Raw genomic sequence first — 21,049 nt, 5'->3', positions numbered from 1 at the left:
ATCAACGTCGAGATTACAAATATTGATCTCGACGTTGATCATCTCTACAAAGGTGAAACAGTATTGCAGCCCTTCTCAAGCGTTTACAACCCACCCTGGACTCTCGCGTAGATATTTATGAAAGCAATTGCGCGGTTATTGTGCTGGTGTGCATACATCAGATTGAGATAAGGGAGGCAGTAATCAGTTATGAGTGATGAGTGGGAGCAGGGTCCGCGTCCAGGCTCGGGCCAACCAAATTTTGATGATATGGACAAACGTCTGGAAGATATCAGACGGAAAGTAACGCAAGGAGCGAGCGAGGTGCAGCTCCGCCTCAAGCGCGCCGTGAACAAAGCCAACGATTACTGGTCACAATCCCAGACAGCACCAGTTGCACATGAGGCGAATAGCGTAGAAGAGCAGCGTATTCGGCAACTGGCCAATCTATGGAGTACTGAGAACTGGCGGGTGGCACGCGATCTGGGAACCTATATGGATAGTATCTCAATGGCGACCGATGAGCTCTGGGAGATCACCGTTCAGACGCGTTGGGAGCAGCGAGCACTGGAAATCACCAGTGAGCCCTATGCTGGGAACACACCAGGTCTGCCTAAACCGATCGTGCCGATCTGGGATTACGAACTGCCCCCTGTGACAGGACTGAAAGCTCCTCAGACACGCACTGGACTCAATCGTGACGAGGTCGTTGCCTGTGCATCCTGTAATAGCACCGGACATGCCCTCTGTTCGAACTGTAGTGGTCGTGGTTGGATTGTCTGTCCAGACTGCAAAGGGCGAACCAAGAAGCGCTGTATCACCTGTCGAGGGCGAGGATATGTTGCTGATTGGACACCAGGGGAGAAGAAACCTTTCTTCCGCAAGCAGGCTGAGAACGTAGCCAGTTCAGTTGGTGGAAAAGTTGCCGACGCCTTTGATTCGATCCGCCAGCAAGGCGTACCCATTCCTAATCTTGCAGATAGCGATCCTGCTGCCAAGGGACCGACCGTCCCCTGTCCAGACTGCGTCAATGGAGAGGTTCCCTGCACGTGTGGTAATGGAAAGCGCATCTGTGCGGTATGTCAGGGAGCGCGGATGTCGCTCTGCTCAAATTGTAATGGGACAGGCAAAGTTGTGCGGCATCGAGAGATCGTACGAACTTTTGATCTGCATACGCGCACCAGCATTGTAGGGAACAGCCCGATACCTCAGGCGCAGCTGGCCCGAGCAGAAGGTGATCTGCTCTATAGTGGAGAAGTCGATGAGACCCTCCATGCCGAAGCGCCACCGGAGAACGTGCCAATTGATATCTGGCGTTCAGCCGTGAGCCTTGTCAAATCTGAGTCGCAGAGTCAAGAGAAGCCCGGTACAGATCCGCAGGCAGCCCCAAGAGCCACATTGCAGGTTCTTGAACTTGTGCGTATCTCATATACATCCGTACGATATCGTTATGCAGATGAAGAATATACCTTCTATTATTATGATCGAGAGGGCAACGAAAAATTCTATGCAGAGCGGTTCCCGGCACGCTGGGATCGGATAGAGCGGCTCTTCAAAGCTATCAGTAACGATCTTGTCACACCAGCCTCAGCCCCTTCTGAGCCCCCGGTTAGCAATGAGCAAGCCAGAGGCTATCGCTCCTCTGAAGAAGTGCCACCTTATAGTATTCATGAAGAGAGCGAAGACAAATAAGAGCACTCAGTAGTCACTCAGACGCTAGAAATAGACAGGACACTATCAAGGAAACAGATAGTCTTCTGTCTATTTTTGCTCTTTGACTCAAAGAGAAAGTATAAAAGATATTACGCAACCCATCCACCCATGACATAGTAGAGTGATAAGAAAACGAGGAGTGTACTTGAGATAGTTATATAAGTAACCTCAAAACTGCGATATTTACAGAGCTTAGCAATAACTATAAATGCTGGAAAAAGCTCTAACATAAAGCGTATAGTTGATAATAATGGAAAAGCGTAAGTGACGAGAGGGAACGACTGGAAGAAAATGAACATTACGGCAGCCAGTATAATGTAAGACCAGTGAGAGCGAGGAAAGCGTAACGGTCCAACTGCACTCAAAATGATGAGAAGAAGAAAGGATAGGTTGGTAATGATATCAAGCCAGCTGTAAATGGCATGATAGCTTAGAAACGTATTATCTTTAAGAACAAGAGTAATAGTTTGAGCAATTCCAACCCATGGCAGTTGATAGGACCGGTCCCACGCTTTTTGGGCATGTGAGAAGGCTAAAAAGTCTCCAAATCGGTAGTAACAATAAAGAGAGAATAGCCCCAGACCAAGAGGGATAAGGACTACACTAAGAATATTCCAGCGAATCTGATGAAGCCGAAAATGCTTTTGGCGTAAGTATTCGTAACAGAATGGAATAACTAATAACACTCCGGTTGAACGTGTCAGGACTGCCAAAAAACCAACAAATCCAGCAAGCCACCATTGACCTCGGCGCATCAAATAAAAGCTCAAAATTGCCAGGCAGATAAACAGCGATTCATTGTATCCAACTGCAAAGAAGAAAGCAGTTGGAAAACAAGAAAGCACCAGAACAGCCTTTTTGGCTAATTGCTCATCAAAATCTTCTCTCACTAATTGATACAGAACGACTAACATTATCAGGCCCATTACGTTTGATACAAAGAGAGCAGAGAGCAGATAATTGCGATGGAAGAGATAGACGCTAGCTCGGACAAAGACAGAAAATAGAGGGAAGAAAGCCGTCTGTGTGCTATAAGTATACCCATGAGCGGCAATATCCATATAATAGCCAATGTCCCAACGGAAAAAATTATGCCAAAGATTGAAAGGCTTCAATTGAGTGCTGTCTGATGAGAAGAAGCCGCTAAATATATCAATTAAGAGCAGACCGATATGGAAAGCAATATACAGAGGGAGTATATATTTAAGCGCCGAAAACCAATAGACAAAAAGATTTTTCGCTGATTGGCGCACTGTTGGTCTTGTAAGTTCGGCAATAACATGAGAATTTTTAGGAGTGTCTTCAAGAAGCAGCACCGGGCGTTTTGCTGTCTCATCTGTTTGAGAGGTTGTACTAGTATCTGTCAATGGTAGCGTCATATCAGTATCGGCAACCATTTTCTCGTCTGATAAATTCATAGATAGCTGAACTCCTTAGTGACTAAATCTCAAGGAAGAGAGATATAAATACCCAAGAATATTGACGCCTTTGGAAGTGGAAGGTAACTTGAAGAGTACATATAGACCTATTTAACGATGGATAACTCATTATTTTATGGAATGATTAGAGTTCAGAATATGATGGTGTTCTTAGCATCCCAAGTTGTTTTCATGGGAGTCTAGCGTTAAAGGGGGCTATAATAGCATGAATGATTGTGGTAGCTATTGTGATCACAAAGAATTGTAGGAGGTATTGTGATTATGCAAGAATAGAGGCAGAGATAACAGACTTGAAGCTGCCTATCTCCGCCTACTCGAAATCTTGCCAATAGTTTACTTTCCTTCACCTGTCAGATAAGCAATCAGCTCACTTTGGGGAAGTTGAATCTGTTTGTTCTCTATCTCCATGCCATCGGCCTGAAGGTTTTTGAGAGAGACAGTCCCATTAGCCAGCTCATCATCTCCCAGGATAACGGCGTAGGCTGCACCTGAAGCATTGGACTGCTTCATCTGAGCTTTGCGGCTACGATCTCCATAGCTCATCTCAGCTTTAATGCCTGCCTGGCGTAGATTAGCTGTAATCTGTACGGCAGCGTTTTTGAACTCTGGCGTTTTGCCAAAGTAGACGACAAAGACGCGGGTGGCTGTTTCACCGGGCGGGACAATGCCCTGGCGCTTCATTTCGAGGATAATACGTTCCATGCCAGCGCCAAAGCCTATGCCTGGTGTGGTGGGGCCGCCGAGGATCTCTGCGAGACCATCATACCGTCCTCCACCATTTAAGGCCACATTGTCTACCTCGGAAGTAAACTCAAACACGGTACGGGTATAATAATCGAGGCCGCGTACAATCAGCTTATCGATGGCGTAAGGAACCTGGTAAAAGGTCAGGAACCGCTGGACGGCCTCAAAATGCTCCTGACAGGGTTCGCAGAGATGATCTGTAATTCTGGGTGCAGCAGCGATCTTTGGTTGATCCTGTGGCTCTTTACAGTCTAACAGACGCAAAGGATTTTTAGTAAAGCGGATTTTACAGTCGTCACAGCAATCAGCTAGAAGTGGACGGTAATAATTTTTCAGCAGTTCAATATACTGTGGGCGGCAATTGCGATCGCCAATGCTATTGATATTGACCCGAATATGCTGAAGGCCCAGGCGTGAATAGACCTGATAGAGCAGGCCAATCATTTCGGCATCAATGGCAGGATCGCCTTCGCCCAGTGCCTCGCAGCCAAACTGATGGTGTTGGCGATAGCGCTTTGCCTGTGGCTTCTCGCGTCGGAACATCTCAGTTCCCAGATAATACAATTTGACTGGTTGGGCTAACTGAAACATGCCATGTTCTAGATAGGCGCGTACGACGCCTGCGGTTCCTTCGGGGCGTAGGGCAATATTTTGTCGTTTCCCCTCTTTATCGGCGCGGTCGTCGAAATTATACATCTCGTGTTCGACGATATCAGTGCCTTCGCCCGAGGATTTATGAAAAACAGCCGTCTCCTCGAGAATAGGAGTATCGATGCGTCGATAGCCATAGAGCTGTGCTACCTCGGACGCAATCTTTTCAATAAAGCGCCAGTAGGGCTGTTCGTCAGGGAGAATATCACGAAAGCCCTGTAAAGATTTATATTGTTCAGGCATAAGTAGTCCTTTTTTCCTCCACGCACATACGAGTCGTGGCTATTATAACAGATCCAGATAGAGCATGCAGCTTTTAAGCTAGCAGATGAGTGGTCTGAGTCCTCTTCTATGATGTTTGCATGATCAAGCGATGATGTAAAGAGGGGGATATTCGTCTACTTTGAACCATTGGCTGAAATGATCACGTTCAAGAGCTATGTATTACTTTCTGATAAGTGGGTGACCGTCTGGGGGATATTTCGTTTTTGACTTAAAGGCTCAGCAACGAAGGACGTGCGATGGGATGTTGGAGAGGAGTTGGCTGATGGGAGAGAATGATTTATGGCAAGCAAATTTAAGTATTTTGAGTCTTTTTTAGCATTGAATGATCGAGAAAAACGGCTCTCCTGGTGGAGCACATTTTTTGGATGTATTCCGCTTGACTGGGTAGTGGGATGTATTCTATTTGTGCTGGCACTTGCATTTAATTTTTTTCGTCTGGGGGTCCCTGGAATCTGGTTTGATGAAGCTTTTTCAGTTGAGCTGGCGCGTCAGCCTCTTCCTCTGATCTGGCATATTATTTTTGGCCCCGAGCCGAACATGGAGCTCTATTATCTCTTCTTGCACGGCTGGCTTGGCATGATTGGAGCCCTGGGTTTTCCTGCAACTGAGTTCGTCGTGCGGTTTCCGTCGGCGATCTTTGCTGCTCTGGCATCGTTCGTCCTCTTTATCCTGGGGCGACGCTTTCTCCATCCGTTCGCTGCAACCGTTGGAGCCTTGCTTTACCTGCTTAATAACCTTCAGTTGACCTATGCTCAACAGACGCGTTCGTATGCATTACAACTATTACTCCTCTCTTTAGCCTGGTATGCACTCTTCCGGGCCCTTACCCCTGGCTATAAACGGCGCTGGTGGGGACTCTATATCGTGGCAAACACGCTTGCAGTCTATACTCATCTCTTTAGCATACTGATCCTATTGGCACAGTTGATGGCATTATGTGGTTTGTGGATATTGCCTGGAGAGATGAAAGAGGCGGTGCATAAGCAATGGAGGATAGCAATTGCCAGTCCCTGTGCCATCGGTCTGGGGATTCTGCCAATGCTCTGGGAGAGCTTGCAGGGTGCCAAAACAGGCTGGCTTGATATCCCACATCGTGCTGATCTCTACCACCTCTTTGCCACTATTGGTGGCGACAGCCGTCTCTATCTTCTTCTTCTAGTCAGTTGTATTCTTCCAGGCTGTAGCGTGAGCGCACTCTTGCTGTTCTCGTCTTCCTGGCGTCACCGATGGCTGATAGGACAATCTTACTCTAAGAAGCAGCACCTTTTGTTTATGAGACAGCAGGCTCTATTCCCATATATCTGGGCTACTGCTTGCTGGCTGGTTCTACCGATTATCATCAGCTATGGCGTCTCTCATGGGACGCTGCGCCTCTTCTCCACGCGCTATCTTGTCACAGTTGTCCCTCCATTCTTTTTACTTGTGGCTGCAGGGATTGAGGTAATGAGGTGGCGTGTTGTGCAGATGGGAGCCGTTATTTGCCTGATCCTTTGTGCGCTCCTGGTCGTTCCTTCCTATTATGAAAATGCGCAGGTCGAGGATTGGAATACGATCTCTGTCTGGCTAGCAGAGCGTTATCAGCAACAGGATGGGTTAGTCTGTTATGATAATGAGATGAATCAGGGCTGCCAGATCTCTTTAGAGTACTATCTTCATACGTATGATCCAGCCGTCCATTTTGACGCTGATACACCTGGAGCCTTTTCCTGGAGCAATTTTGGTCCCGTAAATCAGCGGGTGGGCTTTGCGGCAGCTGCGGACCCTGCCAGCCTGCAACCATATGCAGCCGAACATCAACGCCTTTTCTATGTTATTGGCCGTTTGCCAGATGCTGAGGCGGCACAACATGTTGGCCAGGCGCGGCAATGGTTGGATCAGCATTACCATTTTGTTGACCAGCTCGTTACATCTACAGTGACGATTCGGTTATATCTTACGCAGTGATTTACAGTTGTACGGGGGCGAGGTAGTGATTAACTATCGTATGATACGATAGAGGCTAATAAGATTGTTTCACTGACAAACAATTGGTCCCATTGTCCATTCCTGTAAATAATTCTGGAGCGTAAGATGGCAGATAGATTTCATACCTTATATGCAAGCATGTTAAAAGATGTTTTTTTAGAGAAGGCACAGGGGCAGGTGTCACAGGGCCAAGATAGCATTGCCTGTGCGAAAGGGTATGCCCAGCAAGGTAAACCTGATTTTACCCTGGCCTATCTTTTGTTGAGTGAGATTGACGTAGAAGAGAAGCAGAACCTGTTAGCCGAGGCTTATGAGCAACGTGCGTTGTTCTCAGAGGAAAAGGCAGAGGCATTATCTCAGCAGTTCCAGCGTGCTTTTCCGTTGATTAAATTGGAAGCCCAGAAGGATCGTTCAGCGGCACAGCGCGTGCGCCAGGGGCAACCGATTCATCGTAGTGGAAAGGCACTTAACCCTGGCTAGCGTGTTTCTTTCATGTAGTCATGGTGGGGAAATGGATCCCAACAGCATCCACTACCTGTAGTATAGAATATGATCGCAGAATAGAGTAAGAGCGTATAGCCGTATACCTTAGAGGTATCAGACTACACGCTCTTAACAGATTAGTCAGTCTCGTCAATGACAGCGATGGTCTCATCAGACCCTTCAACCTCAACCGCTTCGACGATCCCTTCTGAAGAGTCGTCGATAGAGGAATCGATCTCATCGCCATTTTCGTTGAGCTTCTTGCCATTGGTAGTAGCGACTGCAACCACAGTATCGCCATCAGCGATATGCATGAGGGTAACCCCCTGGGTGGCGCGTCCTGAACGTTTCACCGTATTAATATCGGTACGGATCACCACGCCGCTGGCTGAAATGATCATCAGGTCATTATCGAGCTCAGTGACGATGCGAGCAGTGGCGACGCGGCCCGTCTTATCAGTCACCTTAGAGGTAAGGACCCCATTGCCACCACGATTGTGTTGAGGATACTCATCGATTGGCGTGCGTTTGCCGAATCCATACTCAGTCACAATCAGTAGATCGCTTTCGGGTTTAACCAGATTAAGAGAGACCACTGTATCCTGTTCGCTCAAGCGGATACCGCGCACCCCGCCGCTGGTCCGAGAAGCAAGGCGTAGATCATCGATGCAGAAGCGGATAGCCTGTCCCTGAGTAGTAATAATGAGAACTTCATCGCCAGTATGAGCCAGCTTGGCGCCAATCAGCTCATCATCCTCTTCCAGATCCATTGCAATCAGGCCCTGGCGGCGTACGACCTCGAACTCGCTCATGGCCGTCTTTTTAATCTCCCCTTTTTTCGTTGCCACAATCATGTGATCGCGATTGACACCTTTGGGGACATTAACGATAGCCGTAATGCGTTCGCGCTGTTCGATTGCAATCATATTAATCAAATGATCGCCTTTCGCAGTGCGACTGACATCAGGAAGTTCATAGGCCTTCAGTTGAAAGACTCGTCCACGATCAGTAAAGAAAAGCAAACTATCGTGAGTATGAGCGACCAGGAGATGGCGTACGGCATCATCCTCGCGTGTGGCCATCCCGGTGACGCCACGGCCTCCGCGGCGTTGGGCGCGATAGGTATTGATAGGGAGGCGTTTGATATACCCTTTTTCTGTAAGAGTAACAATGACCTCTTCATTAGGGATCAGATCCTCATCGCGGAAGTCTCCAGCCTCAGCCTCAACGATCTCGGTGCGACGTTCATCGCCATATTTCTCTTTGAGCTCTTTGAGATCCTGCTTAATCAAGCCGCGAATCTCATTGATATCGCTTAAGAGCATATTGAAGTACTCAATATTCTTCAGCAATTCAGTGAGCTCCTCCTCAATTTTCTGGCGTTCCATAGAGGCCAGACGTGCGAGGCGCATCTCAATAATAGCTTTTGCCTGCTCCTCAGAGAACCCAAACTGAGCACGCAGATTGACAAGACCGTCGTCATAAGCGGAGCGAGATTGGCGAATTGTAGTAATGACCGCATCCAGATTATCCAGCGCAATCTTGAGGCCTTCAAGAATATGCTTACGGGCCTCAGCCTTTGCGAGATCATAGCGGGTGCGTCTGGTAATTACCACCTCACGATGGCTGATATAGTTCTGTAGAAACTTCTTCAGCGTCAGCGTAAAGGGTTGCTGATCGACAAGAGCGAGCATGTTCGTATTGAACGTATTCTGCAGCGACGTATATTTGTAGAGAGAGTTCAGAACGCTATCGACATTGGCGTCGCGCTTGAGCTCGATCACCATACGCATGCCCTCACGATCGGACTCATCGCGGACATCCGAGATGCCATCCAGTTTCTTGTCGCGGGCGAGCTCAGCGATCTTCTTTACCAGCTCGGCCTTATTCACCTGATAGGGGAGCTCAGTAACAATAATGGTCAGGCGTCCACGATCAGACTCTTCAACCAGAGTGCGTGCGCGGACGACGATGCGGCCACGGCCATTGGCATAGGTATTGCGGATCCCCTCGCGGCCTTGAATGATGCCGCCGGTTGGGAAGTCTGGGCCGCGAATAATGCGCGAGAGATCTTCTGTAGTGGCATCGGGATTATCGATCAGATGAGCGATCCCATTACAGACCTCATTGAGGTTATGAGGAGGAATATTGGTTGCCATACCGACAGCGATGCCAGTTGAGCCATTGAGCAGCAGATTTGGCAGACGTGCGGGGAGTACAGTTGGTTCTAGAGTTTGATTATCGTAGTTGGGTTCTAGATCTACTGTATCCTTTTCAATATCGCGCAACAGCTCATCAGCAATGAGAGCCATTTTGGCCTCGGTATAACGCATCGCTGCAGGCGGATCATCATCTTGTGAGCCAAAGTTACCCTGACCAAGAATCAAAGGATAGCGCATGGACCAGGGTTGGGCCATACGGACCAGAGCGGCATAAACGGCGGCATCGCCGTGGGGATGGTAGCTCTTCAACACCTCGCCCACCGTACCTGCGCATTTACGGAATTGTTTGGTCGACTGAAGGCCCATCTGTTCCATCGCGTAGAGTACGCGGCGGTGGACAGGTTTGAGACCATCACGTACGTCTGGCAGAGCGCGACTCACAATTACACTCATCGAGTAATTGAGATACGCATCTGTCATCTCTTTTACGATATTGACTGGCTTAACATTGCCCGGTTCCATAATACATCCTCACCAAAAAGAAAGACATAGCCTGAAGGCGATATCGAGTTGAAGCGGTTGCTATAGTTGGGTGGAGGGGTCTGAGAACATGTGATCCTACCTGCTCTATTATAGCATATATGGAGGGCTTTGACGAGTTGAGGGCCTGTTTTGAGCAGATGTACTACTCATCTGAGGAATAGGTGTCGGAGGGCTTCAGATGCACCTTTGAAGCCCTCAATCGTGGGTTGTCGATTGAATATTGAGCAGACATTCCTCTTCATTTGAAGAAATTGAAAATGTGAAGAAACCTATTCAATTGTTGATACAGCAGATACGTTTGCTGCTCGTGGTGAGACTACCTCTCTCTTTGCAGTAATTTGTGGTGATGGGGTATTGGGATTCGATGAGAGAGTCAATGAAGGCTTCTTCTTTCTCAGGCTTTCGCTGTATTTCATAAAAGGCCTTTCAACGAGAGCAAAGAAGATAAATGAAAATGGACAGATCACCAGAAAGAACCACGCTATCTGTAAACAGAGAACCCGAAAAGGACTCCAGGTCTGAATATAAGGGGCAATGTTGTCTGCAAATGGAAGTAGCAGGGGAATATGCCACATATAGATGCTGAAGGATATTAATCCAATCCAGCGTAGCGGATTCCATTCAAAAATGCGGGTAAGGATTTTTCCTCCAAAGAGAATTGAAAACATAAATGTAGCGTAGCCGATAGCAAATCCAAGCTCATGAAAGGTTACTTGTCCATCTCCATAAAACCATGTTGTAAATGAATTCGTGACATTAGGGAAGAGTCCTCCGTTGCTCCAGAGCACCATTGCAAAGAGCCAGCCGAGGCTACCAAGAAAGAGCCAAGGGCTTAGAAGGCGGAGAAATCTATTGAAGAAGCTGTTGGGCATGCTATTCCGAGCGAGTGTATAAATAACTGCCACGATCATTCCAACGGCGAAGTCCTCCATGAATTTTCCATGGATTCCAATGCCGCCACAGCCGTACGTAAGAGCCACGATTACTCTAAAAACTGTAGCAGGCAGGCCATGTGTATTGTTGGGATATTGTGTTGCAATGTTCCCATAATAGCGAGTGGTTACCCCCCACAGAACAAGGAGACAAAGACAGGCTACCAGCTTCCAGATTCGTTGTCTTAAAGAGCCCTTCTGTACAAAGAACCTCATAGCCAATGCGATCCAGGGTAAAACCATATAAAATTGCCATTCAACCGCAAGCGTCCAGAACGGGGCATCTAAGTGTTGAAACGTTTTTTGTGAAGAATCCATGAAAAATACAAGAAATAAGGCCAGCTCTTTCCAATGGATTGGTTGTAAATAGGATGATCCTGCAAGCATTACAACGAGAAAAAGAGTTAAGTAGTAGCCGGGAATGATACGTAGGGCACGTCTTAAATAGAAGCTTCTTACAGATGGCCAATCGTTGTCAAAGAGGAGTGATTTTGAATAAGGTAAGAAGAGCAAAAATCCTGACAATACTAAGAATAAGGTTACTCCTGCATAACCATTATAGATTGCCATTTTTAGCTTATAGTTAATCCAGGGTATACTTATAAGGCTAGCTTTGACGCTAATATGGTAAAAAACGACGGTAAGAATGGCAACAGCACGTACACCATCCAGAACACCAACGCTATTCTTTTTATTTCCTTCAAGGATGTATCCTATAAACTGGAAGATTCTGTGAAAGAAATTTCCTGGCTTTCCTATAATAGAGCTATTACTATGACTTAAATGCTCTGAGGACATTACCAATCACTCCTTAATACCAATTACCAATGTCTGTTGCTATCCTATTCTGCTATTATTGTTTTGCACAGTGAATAGGTAAGAGAACATACAGCCCTGTCAATGTGACTATACAGTAGGACGGATAAGTTCGTATATTTTCTCGATTGCTCCAAAAGGTACTGTTCTTTTTCTATTTTATCGTTTAGCGAATAAGCTCTGTAGTAAATTAGCCCTTTTGTGTAGAAGTTGAAACCTGTGGATGGGTTTTCGTTAAGTAGGAGGCAGAGATTTTTTATGGGTAAGCAAAAGGGTGTAAATTTGATCTGTAAGCCTCTATGTTTTCAAGAAAAGCTGTGGTATGATTAAATGCAGGAACGGGATTTACAGGGAGAAAGATACGATTTCTATTGTCACGTATGCACGAAGCACGTGTGACTGTGATGACCCAGGGGAGATTCGAGAATATGCCATTATCCGCGGAACAACAATGCTTTTTCGTGGCCATTCTCGCGTTTATTGTCGTTGGTTTTCAACGTGGTTGGCGTCGAGAATTGGTGTCACTGGTTTTTACCTTACTGGCCGTCTTCCTCATCCACCCGGAGACGAGTAAATCCTTTGGAGAATTTCTTGGTAGATTGCCAGGGCTATTTGGCTATCTTACCAATCAGCCTACGAACGTTGACTCATCGCAGCCAGCGAATTTTTTTGGTGGATATATTGGTTCTTTAATCATTTTTTCGTTTATCGTAGCCCTGGGATACTATATTGGAAATAAAGTGTTCCCACGGCCAATAACAGCGCAAGAGAGGTTTATTGGGATTGTGCCAGCAATTATTGCGGGCTCATTTATCCTCAATTACCTGAATAACTACTTTCCCAAGAATGCGGCGGGTCAACCTTCGATTACCTTAAACCTGGAGAAAGTGGACCCCAGCAATTACATTCCTATCATCTTTGTGATTGCGATTGTGGCCATCTTGATAGCGTGGATCGCAGCGCGTGCGAAGAAGGCATCGGCCAAAAAGTAGTGTGTTTGATGGATATGCGAATTGGACTGATATGTCGAGGTGCTTTGCATGGCTGAAACATCACAGACAAACTCCACTGCTCCAAAAGATCCCTGGCGTTCAGGACGTTCTCGCTTTGGATTGTTGCAATTTCGACGTGACCGAAACAAAACCTGGCATTTCTCTGGTCAGCAGCCAGATGAGGAAGTGCGGCTGATTGTTCGTAAGCATTGGTGGTTTCTTGCTATTCATGCTCTTCCCTGTGTTGGAGCTGTGTTAGCCTTAATCCTGTTTGCTTTTTGTGCCATTACACTGCCCAAACTGGCCTCGTTATGGATTCTGCTCGAGATCTCTGCATTCCTGGCTGTGTTGGCGACGGGAGCCTGGTTTGCCTATAAACATGTGCTTGCCTGGTGGTATGAGACCTATATTATTACTAACAAGCGCATTATCAATGCAAAAGGGTTGTTTGAGCCAACACGCCAGCAGACGACTATTGATAAAGTGCAGCAGGTTGGGCTAGGAGTAGAGGCTTTGCGTGGCCTCATACTAGGTTTTGGGACGGTTCATGTCTATCTCGCTGGTGGAGACTTTTTTATTCGGGATGTTCCCCAGCCTCGTAAGGTTCGTGATGCCATTCTGGGTATTACGGATGTCGTTAAAGCAAAAGCCCCGCCAGCGGCTCCCGGGCCGAAGCCAGAGAGTACGGACCTCAATGATGTTCTGGATACGCTTTCGAAAGAGAAGCCTGTGCCTCAGTTGCCTGATGCGGATGCTGATCTCCCTGTGACGCGTCGAACCGATCGTTTTCGAGGTCCACGAAGAACCTTTGGTGGTATTCTCCGTATTCCAGCCGACGTTCGTTATATGTCGGGAGAATATACTGTCAAGTATGTACAACGCTCGCAGTATGTGCTCTGGAGAAACCTGTCGCTTCCAGCCATTGCGCTGCTACTGGTTATTCCGATTGCTCTGGTCGTTAGTCTGGGGGGCTGGCTGCCATTGGCCTTTCAGTCGTGGTGGTGGACCTTTATGGGCTTGCTCATTATTGGCCTGCTTGTTGCGGGTGGGTTGATCTATGCGAACTACGTTGATGATGTGTATATTCTCACGAATCGTCGCATTATTGATATCCAGCGCTATTTCATCTTCTTCTCAGAAAGGCGCTTAGAGGCAGAGTACAAGAATATTCGCGATATTCGTGTGAAGGTACCCAATGTTGTTGAGCGTTTTTTGGATGTGGGTAATGTCTATGTCGAGACACCTGGTAATAGTCCAGATATTCTCTTAGAGAGTGTTGATCATCCGTTTGTCTTACAGGATGAGATCTTAGGCATCAAAAACCACAAAGAGCGCGAAGATGCAGCCAAAAAAGAGAATAGCGAGAAGCAGAATCTCCGTAAATGGTTTGACACCGTCATTGCAAAATTGGAAGAGACGACCACCACGCGAGGCACTCCCAATCTCCGTGAGATGGATCTGTTGACCGCAATGGCCTGTGCACAGGAGTATGGACTGGATGTAACTGTGCGCGGGGAGGCGGTAGATAATCCACTTGTTCCTCCCGGGCATGTGGTATATCAGAGCCCACCTGCGGGGACAATTATGGAAAAGGGGAGCAAGATCGAGGTTGTGCTGAGTAAACGTCCCTCATTTGTTGAGTGAGAAGAAGCCAGACAGAGAGGCTCCTGGTCCAGTTCTTGAGAACCGGACCAGGAGCCTCTCTGTCTGGCTTCTTTATTTCGTACCAACGCGAACCAGAAGAGCAACACATTCGATATGATACGTCTGCGGAAACATATCAACTGGCTGTGCAGCGACAAGGCGATAGCGATTACCAGCGCAGAGCGTTGCGATATCGCGTGCCAGCGTACTGGGATCGCACGAGACATAGCAGATAGCGCGAGGTGCCATTGTTTGCAATGCCTGGAGCGCTTTTGGATGACAGCCTGCTCGTGGTGGATCGACCAGAGCCAGATCGATGCGTTCCCGGCGATAGTGCAATTGGCTAAGAATTCGTTCGAGCGTGCCTTCGAGAGGCGTAATATTATTCTGATTATTGAGCGTAGAGCCAGCGCGAGCGTCCATGACAGCACTGGGCTGTGATTCTACTGCAATGACGCGCGAGGCCTGAGATGCCAGGAACGTTGAGAAGAGCCCGACCCCACTATACCCATCGAGCACAACCTCCGAGCGTTGCGGATCCAACATCCCCATAGCCTGTTCAACCAGGACAGAGGTCTGAATAGGATTGACCTGGAAGAACGAATCAGCAGAGATACGGAAGCGGCGTCCAAGGACCACATCTGTTAAATATTCCTGGCCCACAAATACGCGCCCATAGCGGCCCCCCACGCGCTCGATGATCACGCCCACGATGCCAGGAGCAATCGTCATCAGCTCCTGAGCCAGTTGATGAGGATTCTCAATCATCGAGCCAGGGCGTGCATTAAGAATGAGGAGCGTCGGGACAGCTTTGATCGAGCTAGAAGCCATACCAGCTACGGTCGAGCTCACAGCGCCAATAGCACCTCGGATAGTGACACTCTGGAGCATCTCCCCAAGAGTATCGCCGAAATAATCCATTAATTTGTGGCGGACCAGCTGATAGACTTGATCAAGAGCAGGATGTAAGAGCCCGCACTCGTCAAGATCCTGAACATCGTGGCTCTCCATCAGTTTAAAGCCGATCTCGCCGGCTGAGCTAACCGTAAAGACAGCATAGTTGCGGTAATGCCAGGGTTGGATCTGTGCAGGCATCCCAATTGTTGGATGGACGAGGGCATCAGGTTGCTTGCCGATGCGTACGAGTAAGCCGCGCACAATATGAGCTTTCCAGGTGAGCTGTGCGGGATAGGCAATATGTTGCCATTGGCAGCCGCTATTGGTGAGCTCAGGGAAAGCGGGCTCAACTCGTTCGGGAGAAGGGCGCAAGATCTCCAGGAGATTGGCGCGTGCATGTCCTCGGCGCTCCTCAACAATCTCAACGCGGACCCGTTCGCCAGGAATCCCTCCGGGGACAAAAAGAACTCGTCCCTCATAACGACCCACGGCGTCGCCACCGTAAGCCAGATCAGTCAGTTCAACATCAATGCTCATGTTCACCTCGGCGGTACGCAACGCCATATCGTTGCAATCCGTCCCATCTTTCCAGCGTTTTTGTGTTTTTCAATTCTTATTTCTACCTGGCCCCCAATACAGGCCTCAGCGCACTGTATTAATAAGCTTCTAGACCTCTGGATTCAAAGGCCTAGCTCGTTCTGGTTAGTGAACGAGCCTGCTCAAAGGGGAAGCGGCTGTCTGGGTTGGCTATAGACCCGGGTTCCAAACCGGCTCAGGAAGACAGCTCCCAATCCGGTCAGACCGGCTCCCAGACTTATGAGCCAGCCGATATAGGGGAGTGATCCAGCAAGCACAAGTGCCGTGACACCGATAATGACCTGAAGTTGACGTATATTCTGTTGTGGGGCGAGCTTTCGTAGGAGCATATCGCCAATCTGCCAGCCTATGGCTACCGTCCCCAGAGCCCAGGCTGTAATTAACCCCAATGCAACAATAATTGCGAGCGGAATAGAGACAATCAGTGCAATTAAAACAGCCAGAACCACTGGAGCCAGCAGAACACTGAGGAGCCCCAGAATAAGGCTGCGTCGCAATTTGATCTGAACAGTTGTGCGTACCAGCATGACATGTTCTGGCAGCAATGTGGTGAGTAAAACCCCCAATACCACCCATGTCACAATTGACCATAACCGAAAATTAGCTCCAACGTCGCTTTGTAAGAGTGCATTAACGCTTTTTGTGCAATCATCAAAGATATTGCCATTGACGTGTACATTGTCACTCTCTTTCCACCCACCTCCACAGACATGAATATCGCCAGCGATATGAGCGTTCTTTGGTAAGCTGAGTGTACCACCGTAGAGAGTCAAGTTGCCATTGACCTTCCCATCGATGATCACGTCGCCATTAAAGACCACCACATCGCCATTGACCACCCCATGGATAACGACATTGCCTCCAAAGGAAGTCACATTTCCACAGACCATCTCCCCATCTTTGACTACCGTTGTACCGCCAAGGGCTGGCTTATGCTGCCAACCGACGCAGGCATTGCTATCGGTTGAGGCGTGTGTTTCGCCAGCGGCAAGTGCTGTCCTCCCAGACAGTACAACGGTTCCCCCACCTATTATGAACGCTGCAATAAGCAGAAGCCCTGGCAGCGTGAGCATGAACTTTTGTTGTTGCGACACCTTTTGCATATGAGAACTCCCTATCATGGTTCCCTTTGTGAGGTCGCCATGATCTTCGCGGTTTACGCCTCTTTTGGCGGGCGCATCAGGCGAAGCCACATCCCCATCATGACGACCACGGCGAACGCAAAGCCAGAAAAGATCCAGTTATCGCGTGTAACCAGTGACAGTCCTGTCTGCAGGTATTGTGCAAGGATCATACATGTGTCGATGACTCCATTGAGCAGAGCCAGCATCTTTACGGCAAGATCCGTTTGCAGCATTGTCAGAGTCAGGAACAGCAAAGGAATACAGCTCAGCGTAAAGACGCTCAGGGCTGCACTGGCAGCCCCCATCTTGCGCATCTTTTTTACGCGAATCTGTTGCTGTTGCTGTAGCTCCTCAAGCTGCTGGGTGATTCTCCGTCGCTGTTGGATTGCTCGCATGATTGTATCAGTTGAAACCTGTGGCTGCTGTGATCGCTGGCCCTGAGGAGTGGGAGCACAGAGCAATATATCGATGTGCCGTTGCTGCTGTTCAAAGACGCGGCAAGAGTCACAGCTTGCCAGGTGCTCTTGTAGTGCAGAGGCTATCGCTGCTTCGAGATTGCCTTCATGCTGAGCACCGAGTCGTGCTTTAACGTCGCTGCAACGCATCAGTTGATTCCTCCTCATGAGTTGGTTTCTGTTGCATATAACGAGCGAGCAGCTCACGTGCACGATGTAAACGTGCTTTCACGAGTGGTGATGTCAGGTTCAGTGCATTGGCGATCTCTTCATAGGAGAAGTCATACCAATAGCGCAGAACAATCACAGCACGATATTTGCTGGGGAGGCGCTGTAGATAGAGTTGGATCTCATCCTGCTGCTCACCTTGCAGAGCTGATTGCTCGGGGCTTACACCCATATCAACGATCCATTCCAGGAATGGGACGTCTTCAAGAGGCAGTGCGAGAAAGCGGCGACGGCGTAGCTGATCAATGGCCAGATGTGAGGCAATTGAGAGCAGCCAGGTGCTGAACTTATGCACTGGCTTATAGGTTGTGAGCTGTGTATAAGCGCGGACGAAAGCTTCCTGGGTGATATCTTCTGCTTCGGTCGCATTCCCAAGCATGCGATAAGCAAGGTTTTGTACGGCATCTTTATAGCGCTCTACAAGGACCGCAAAGATATCCTGGTCTCCACTGAGAACCAGTTCGACAAGCGCTGTATCGCTCATCGACTCCACAATAGCTCCTGTTTTCGCTTGATACGTACGTGCACTTGTGGTTGCAATATCCTGCGTACCAGCATCAATCAGGGTTCCACTCTTTGTGCGTAGAGTTTTTTCTGGCCTGATAATAGCGCCAGCCCCGATGTTTCCCAGCATATGTGAAGCGTTTACAGTTGATTCGATCATTTGTCACCGCTCATTTATAAAATTAGGCGAGAAAACCACGAAGTCTTCAGATTCGTGGATGAATCGCCGAGCCTGCCCTTGCCCGAAAGGAAAAACAGTAGACCCATTGACTCAAAAAATCTGCTTACGCAGGTGGTGCGTATCTCTTTCCTGTAACCAGAAAGAGAATCCGGCCTCATCTCGACAAGGTTCCCATGGCTTTTTGCACCTGGATCACCGAACCTTTCCTCAGTTCTTCTGAAACCCAGGCGACAGAGCGACGGTCTGATGCGCCAACCGAGGGTGTCATGACCATACGAACGAAGCTCGCATTTCTGCGGCTGAGTCTGATTAACGCAGGCTTCCGAAGAAGTCTCTGAGTCTTTTGCTCAGAGGTCAGGTTACGTTTACTTATGCTTTGAATCGAATAAAATTGCTTCTTCTATGATTGTGTACGAGCAGTGGCTAAGAAAGTTGTAGGTTTTGGAGCAGTGTAACACGACAATGTCTTCGCTGACAAGGGCGAATAACTCCTTCCATTGTGCTATTGTATCACAATCTCGCAAACCTCTGGCTCCCAGCGTGAACGGAGGCTTTCTAGTACGAGCTGATGGCAGTTCAGTGAGAGTTAAAAAGGTCTCTAAAATAAATTCTTTTTTCTCTATCTTTTTTGGAATCACGTGTGTTCTGGTAAGTGAGTGAAGTCATAGAATACGTATATGCTAACTCTGATTATGCTGTGGTGGTGGTTATTTTGGTACAAAAAAAGTGGTATAGCACGAGAACTGCTATACCAGGATAGGAAATATCGGTATGACAACTACGCAATGTGGTCTGCACGCTCTGACTTTGAGTGGAGTGGAAGAGCCCTTTCATGCAACGCTCTCACCTTCTGAGATTGAGCCCGGACTGTTTCTCGTGCAATTCTCTCTCTGGTCTGAAAGACCTCATCAGCCGCCGCGTTGCACAATTTCATGGGCTCATCCTGCCGTTGATATTCATGCATATTGGCGCTCTGGCGGGGATCATAATAAAGGGCTGAGCCCCTGGGGAAGTCGTTTTGTCTCGCGTGCAATGTCACAGGCTCCGGTTGTGAGCCTTCTCAGTTTCCAGGGGAAAAATGGTCTGACGTTTGCTTTTTCCGATGCTTTGCAGGCAGTCGGGCTCAATGCTGGCCTGGAAGAGGAATCAGCCCTCTTTCAGTGTGCGATTGAACTTTTTATTGAACCAACGCCTCCATTAGTAGAGTATACAGCGACGCTTCTGCTGGATAGCCGTCCTTTCTTTTATGCCGAAAATCTGCGCCAGGTGCAGGCCTGGTGGGCCGAACAGCCAGGTTATGAGCCTGCTCTGGTCCCGGAGATCGCTCGTTTGCCAATGTATTCAACCTGGTACAGTTTCCATCAGCAGGTGCAGGCTACGGCGGTTGAGGAGCAGTCGCGGCTGGCGAAGGACCTGGGTTGCGATGCGGTCATTGTAGACGATGGTTGGCAGACCACTGATAATGCTCGTGGGTATGCGTATACGGGTGATTGGCAGGTGACGCCAGAGAAGATTGCGGATATGAAGGCGCATGTGGAGCGTGTGCATGATCTGGGCCTCAAATATATTTTGTGGTACTCGGTTCCTTTTGTTGGTATCCATAGTCAGGCCTATCAGCGCTTTGCATCCCGGCTGCTCTACTCAATTGAAGAGTTGGGTACAGGAGTGCTTGATCCACGCTTCCCAGATGTGCGCGAATATATCATTACGCGCTATGAGCGTGCCCTGGTCGAGTGGAATTTAGATGGTTTTAAGCTTGATTTTATTGATAGCTTTACTGTGCCGAAGAATGAGGTTATTGCGTCTGGCGAGGGTATGGATTATCTTTCAGTGCCAGCTGCCGTTGATCGTCTTATGACCGATATTATGGTGCGCTTGCGAGCGATCAAGCCAGAGATTCTGATTGAGTTTCGTCAGACCTATATTGGCCCTTTAATGCGTAAGTACGGCAATATGTTTCGCGCGGGTGATTGCCCCAATGACGCTCTGACCAATCGTATTCGCACATTGGATCTCAGGTTGCTGAGTGGCAATACAGCTGTTCACGCTGATATGCTCATGTGGCACCCTGATGAGCCAGTTGAAAGTGCTGCATTGCAGATTCTGAATATCCTCTTCTCTGTGCCACAGATCTCCGTCTTACTGGATCGCGTGCCAGAGGCGCACAACACCATGCTGCGTTATTGGCTGACCTTCTGGCGTGAGCAGCGCGATGTTTTACTGGATGGAGAGCTAACTCCCTATTCGCCTGAGCTCCATTATCCGCTGGTGATAGCCGCCACAGCTCAGAAGTTGATTGCGGTTCTGTATGCGACGAGTGTTGTCGGCCTGGGGACAGAGCTGCCAGATACTCTGATGGTGGTCAATGCCACAAGGCAGGAACGGGTTGTACTGGACCTTGCAGAAGACTGGGGGGTTGGAGAGCTCACTATCCGTACATGTCAGGGCGAGATTGTGCGCCAGGAGCGGCATATATTGTCGGCAGGTCTGTCTGGCTTCATCGTGCCATCATCGGGTCTATTGACCTTTCAGCGAGCAAAGTAAGCTCATGTGAAGTAGATTGGCCCATTGCCTTTCAGGTATGCAACACAGAGGTTCTCTGAATGTATGAGTGAGAGGTAATGGGCCATATGGTCTTACACAGGCTGTGAAGATAGCATCGCGTTTGTGTTGAGGGGATTTTACTATCTCCTGACCCTATGACCCGTTTTAGAG

14 protein-coding genes are annotated in these 21,049 nt (G+C 48.4%); 6 read left to right on the top strand and 8 right to left on the bottom strand.

The features are described from left to right. Positions 1 to 189: 189 nt before the first annotated feature. Positions 190 to 1,671 (top strand): zinc finger-like domain-containing protein, encoded by a 1,482-nt coding sequence (locus tag EL628_RS19575; RefSeq protein ID WP_126581589.1) that lies wholly within the window; start codon positions 190 to 192, stop codon positions 1,669 to 1,671. Between the two features lie 110 nt (positions 1,672 to 1,781). Here EL628_RS19575 and EL628_RS19570 read toward each other — a convergent pair whose 3' ends face one another. Both EL628_RS19570 and hisS read right to left on the bottom strand, forming a co-directional pair. After that, positions 1,782 to 3,110 (bottom strand): mannosyltransferase family protein, encoded by a 1,329-nt coding sequence (locus tag EL628_RS19570; RefSeq protein WP_126581588.1) that lies wholly within the window; start codon positions 3,108 to 3,110, stop codon positions 1,782 to 1,784. Positions 3,111 to 3,464: 354 nt separating this feature from the next. Beyond that, entirely contained in the window at positions 3,465 to 4,769 is a 1,305-nt protein-coding gene (hisS, locus tag EL628_RS19565; protein WP_126581587.1) for a histidine--tRNA ligase, read from the bottom strand. 321 nt (positions 4,770 to 5,090) lie between these two features. On the opposite strand from hisS, the gene EL628_RS19560 reads away from it, so the two are divergent. Further along, on the top strand, positions 5,091 to 6,755 hold the full coding sequence (locus EL628_RS19560) for a glycosyltransferase family 39 protein (RefSeq protein ID WP_126581586.1): 1,665 nt from the start codon (positions 5,091 to 5,093) through the stop codon (positions 6,753 to 6,755). Positions 6,756 to 6,881: 126 nt separating this feature from the next. Continuing rightward, entirely contained in the window at positions 6,882 to 7,256 is a 375-nt protein-coding gene (locus tag EL628_RS19555; RefSeq protein ID WP_126581585.1) for a hypothetical protein, read from the top strand. A gap of 140 nt (positions 7,257 to 7,396) precedes the next feature. On the opposite strand, the gene gyrA is transcribed toward EL628_RS19555, so the two are convergent. After that, positions 7,397 to 9,943 carry a DNA gyrase subunit A gene (gyrA, locus tag EL628_RS19550; RefSeq protein WP_126581584.1) on the bottom strand — a complete coding sequence of 849 codons (2,547 nt, stop codon included), beginning with the start codon at positions 9,941 to 9,943 and terminating at the stop codon, positions 7,397 to 7,399. Positions 9,944 to 10,233: 290 nt separating this feature from the next. Next, positions 10,234 to 11,694, bottom strand: a complete 1,461-nt coding sequence (locus tag EL628_RS19545; RefSeq protein WP_126581583.1) for an acyltransferase family protein — start codon at positions 11,692 to 11,694, stop codon at positions 10,234 to 10,236. A 446-nt stretch (positions 11,695 to 12,140) separates the two neighbouring features. On the opposite strand from EL628_RS19545, the gene EL628_RS19540 reads away from it, so the two are divergent. Both EL628_RS19540 and EL628_RS19535 read left to right on the top strand, forming a co-directional pair. Next, positions 12,141 to 12,704: a hypothetical protein gene (locus EL628_RS19540; protein ID WP_126581582.1), complete on the top strand. Its 564-nt coding sequence runs from the start codon at positions 12,141 to 12,143 to the stop codon at positions 12,702 to 12,704. A gap of 48 nt (positions 12,705 to 12,752) precedes the next feature. Further along, on the top strand, positions 12,753 to 14,348 hold the full coding sequence (locus tag EL628_RS19535; protein ID WP_126581581.1) for a PH domain-containing protein: 1,596 nt from the start codon (positions 12,753 to 12,755) through the stop codon (positions 14,346 to 14,348). Between the two features lie 72 nt (positions 14,349 to 14,420). Here the strand turns inward: EL628_RS19535 and rlmD are convergent, their stop codons facing one another. The 4 genes from rlmD to EL628_RS19515 all read right to left on the bottom strand — a co-directional run bounded on the left by rlmD (position 14,421) and on the right by EL628_RS19515 (position 18,313). Then, complete coding sequence (gene rlmD, locus EL628_RS19530) at positions 14,421 to 15,809, bottom strand: 23S rRNA (uracil(1939)-C(5))-methyltransferase RlmD (RefSeq protein WP_126581580.1); 1,389 nt, start codon at positions 15,807 to 15,809, stop codon at positions 14,421 to 14,423. Between the two features lie 155 nt (positions 15,810 to 15,964). Next, positions 15,965 to 16,945: a bactofilin family protein gene (locus EL628_RS19525; RefSeq protein ID WP_126581579.1), complete on the bottom strand. Its 981-nt coding sequence runs from the start codon at positions 16,943 to 16,945 to the stop codon at positions 15,965 to 15,967. Positions 16,946 to 16,998: 53 nt separating this feature from the next. Beyond that, a complete protein-coding gene (locus EL628_RS19520) occupies positions 16,999 to 17,571 on the bottom strand; it encodes an anti-sigma factor family protein (RefSeq protein ID WP_161975622.1) in 573 nt (190 codons plus the stop codon). Further along, positions 17,552 to 18,313 (bottom strand): sigma-70 family RNA polymerase sigma factor, encoded by a 762-nt coding sequence (locus EL628_RS19515; protein ID WP_218028949.1) that lies wholly within the window; start codon positions 18,311 to 18,313, stop codon positions 17,552 to 17,554. The genes EL628_RS19520 and EL628_RS19515 overlap by 20 nt, the downstream gene beginning before the upstream one ends. Before the next feature lie 792 nt (positions 18,314 to 19,105). Here EL628_RS19515 and EL628_RS19510 point away from each other — a divergent pair. Then, a complete protein-coding gene (locus EL628_RS19510) occupies positions 19,106 to 20,878 on the top strand; it encodes a glycoside hydrolase family 36 protein (RefSeq protein ID WP_126581577.1) in 1,773 nt (590 codons plus the stop codon). Positions 20,879 to 21,049: the final 171 nt, after the last annotated feature.

It is taken from the genome of Tengunoibacter tsumagoiensis, from assembly GCF_003967535.1.
Lineage (GTDB): Bacteria > Chloroflexota > Ktedonobacteria > Ktedonobacterales > Ktedonobacteraceae > Tengunoibacter > Tengunoibacter tsumagoiensis.
The sequence above is the reverse complement of the archived record's forward strand: the minus strand, read 5'-3'. Positions and strand labels throughout refer to the sequence as shown.

Excerpts from the sequence above, each read along its gene's own strand:
- EL628_RS19525 (WP_126581579.1), bottom strand. The coding sequence starts at position 16,945 with ATGCAAAAGGTGTCGCAACAACAAAAGTTCATGCTCACGCTGCCAGGG.
- rlmD (WP_126581580.1), bottom strand. The coding sequence starts at position 15,809 with ATGGCGTTGCGTACCGCCGAGGTGAACATGAGCATTGATGTTGAACTG.
- EL628_RS19520 (WP_161975622.1), bottom strand. The coding sequence starts at position 17,571 with ATGCGTTGCAGCGACGTTAAAGCACGACTCGGTGCTCAGCATGAAGGC.
- EL628_RS19575 (WP_126581589.1), top strand. The coding sequence starts at position 190 with ATGAGTGATGAGTGGGAGCAGGGTCCGCGTCCAGGCTCGGGCCAACCA.
- EL628_RS19555 (WP_126581585.1), top strand. The coding sequence starts at position 6,882 with ATGGCAGATAGATTTCATACCTTATATGCAAGCATGTTAAAAGATGTT.
- EL628_RS19570 (WP_126581588.1), bottom strand. The coding sequence starts at position 3,110 with ATGAATTTATCAGACGAGAAAATGGTTGCCGATACTGATATGACGCTA.
- EL628_RS19510 (WP_126581577.1), top strand. The coding sequence starts at position 19,106 with ATGACAACTACGCAATGTGGTCTGCACGCTCTGACTTTGAGTGGAGTG.
- EL628_RS19540 (WP_126581582.1), top strand. The coding sequence starts at position 12,141 with ATGCCATTATCCGCGGAACAACAATGCTTTTTCGTGGCCATTCTCGCG.
- EL628_RS19535 (WP_126581581.1), top strand. The coding sequence starts at position 12,753 with ATGGCTGAAACATCACAGACAAACTCCACTGCTCCAAAAGATCCCTGG.
- EL628_RS19515 (WP_218028949.1), bottom strand. The coding sequence starts at position 18,313 with ATGATCGAATCAACTGTAAACGCTTCACATATGCTGGGAAACATCGGG.
- gyrA (WP_126581584.1), bottom strand. The coding sequence starts at position 9,943 with ATGGAACCGGGCAATGTTAAGCCAGTCAATATCGTAAAAGAGATGACA.
- EL628_RS19545 (WP_126581583.1), bottom strand. The coding sequence starts at position 11,694 with ATGTCCTCAGAGCATTTAAGTCATAGTAATAGCTCTATTATAGGAAAG.
- EL628_RS19560 (WP_126581586.1), top strand. The coding sequence starts at position 5,091 with ATGGCAAGCAAATTTAAGTATTTTGAGTCTTTTTTAGCATTGAATGAT.
- hisS (WP_126581587.1), bottom strand. The coding sequence starts at position 4,769 with ATGCCTGAACAATATAAATCTTTACAGGGCTTTCGTGATATTCTCCCT.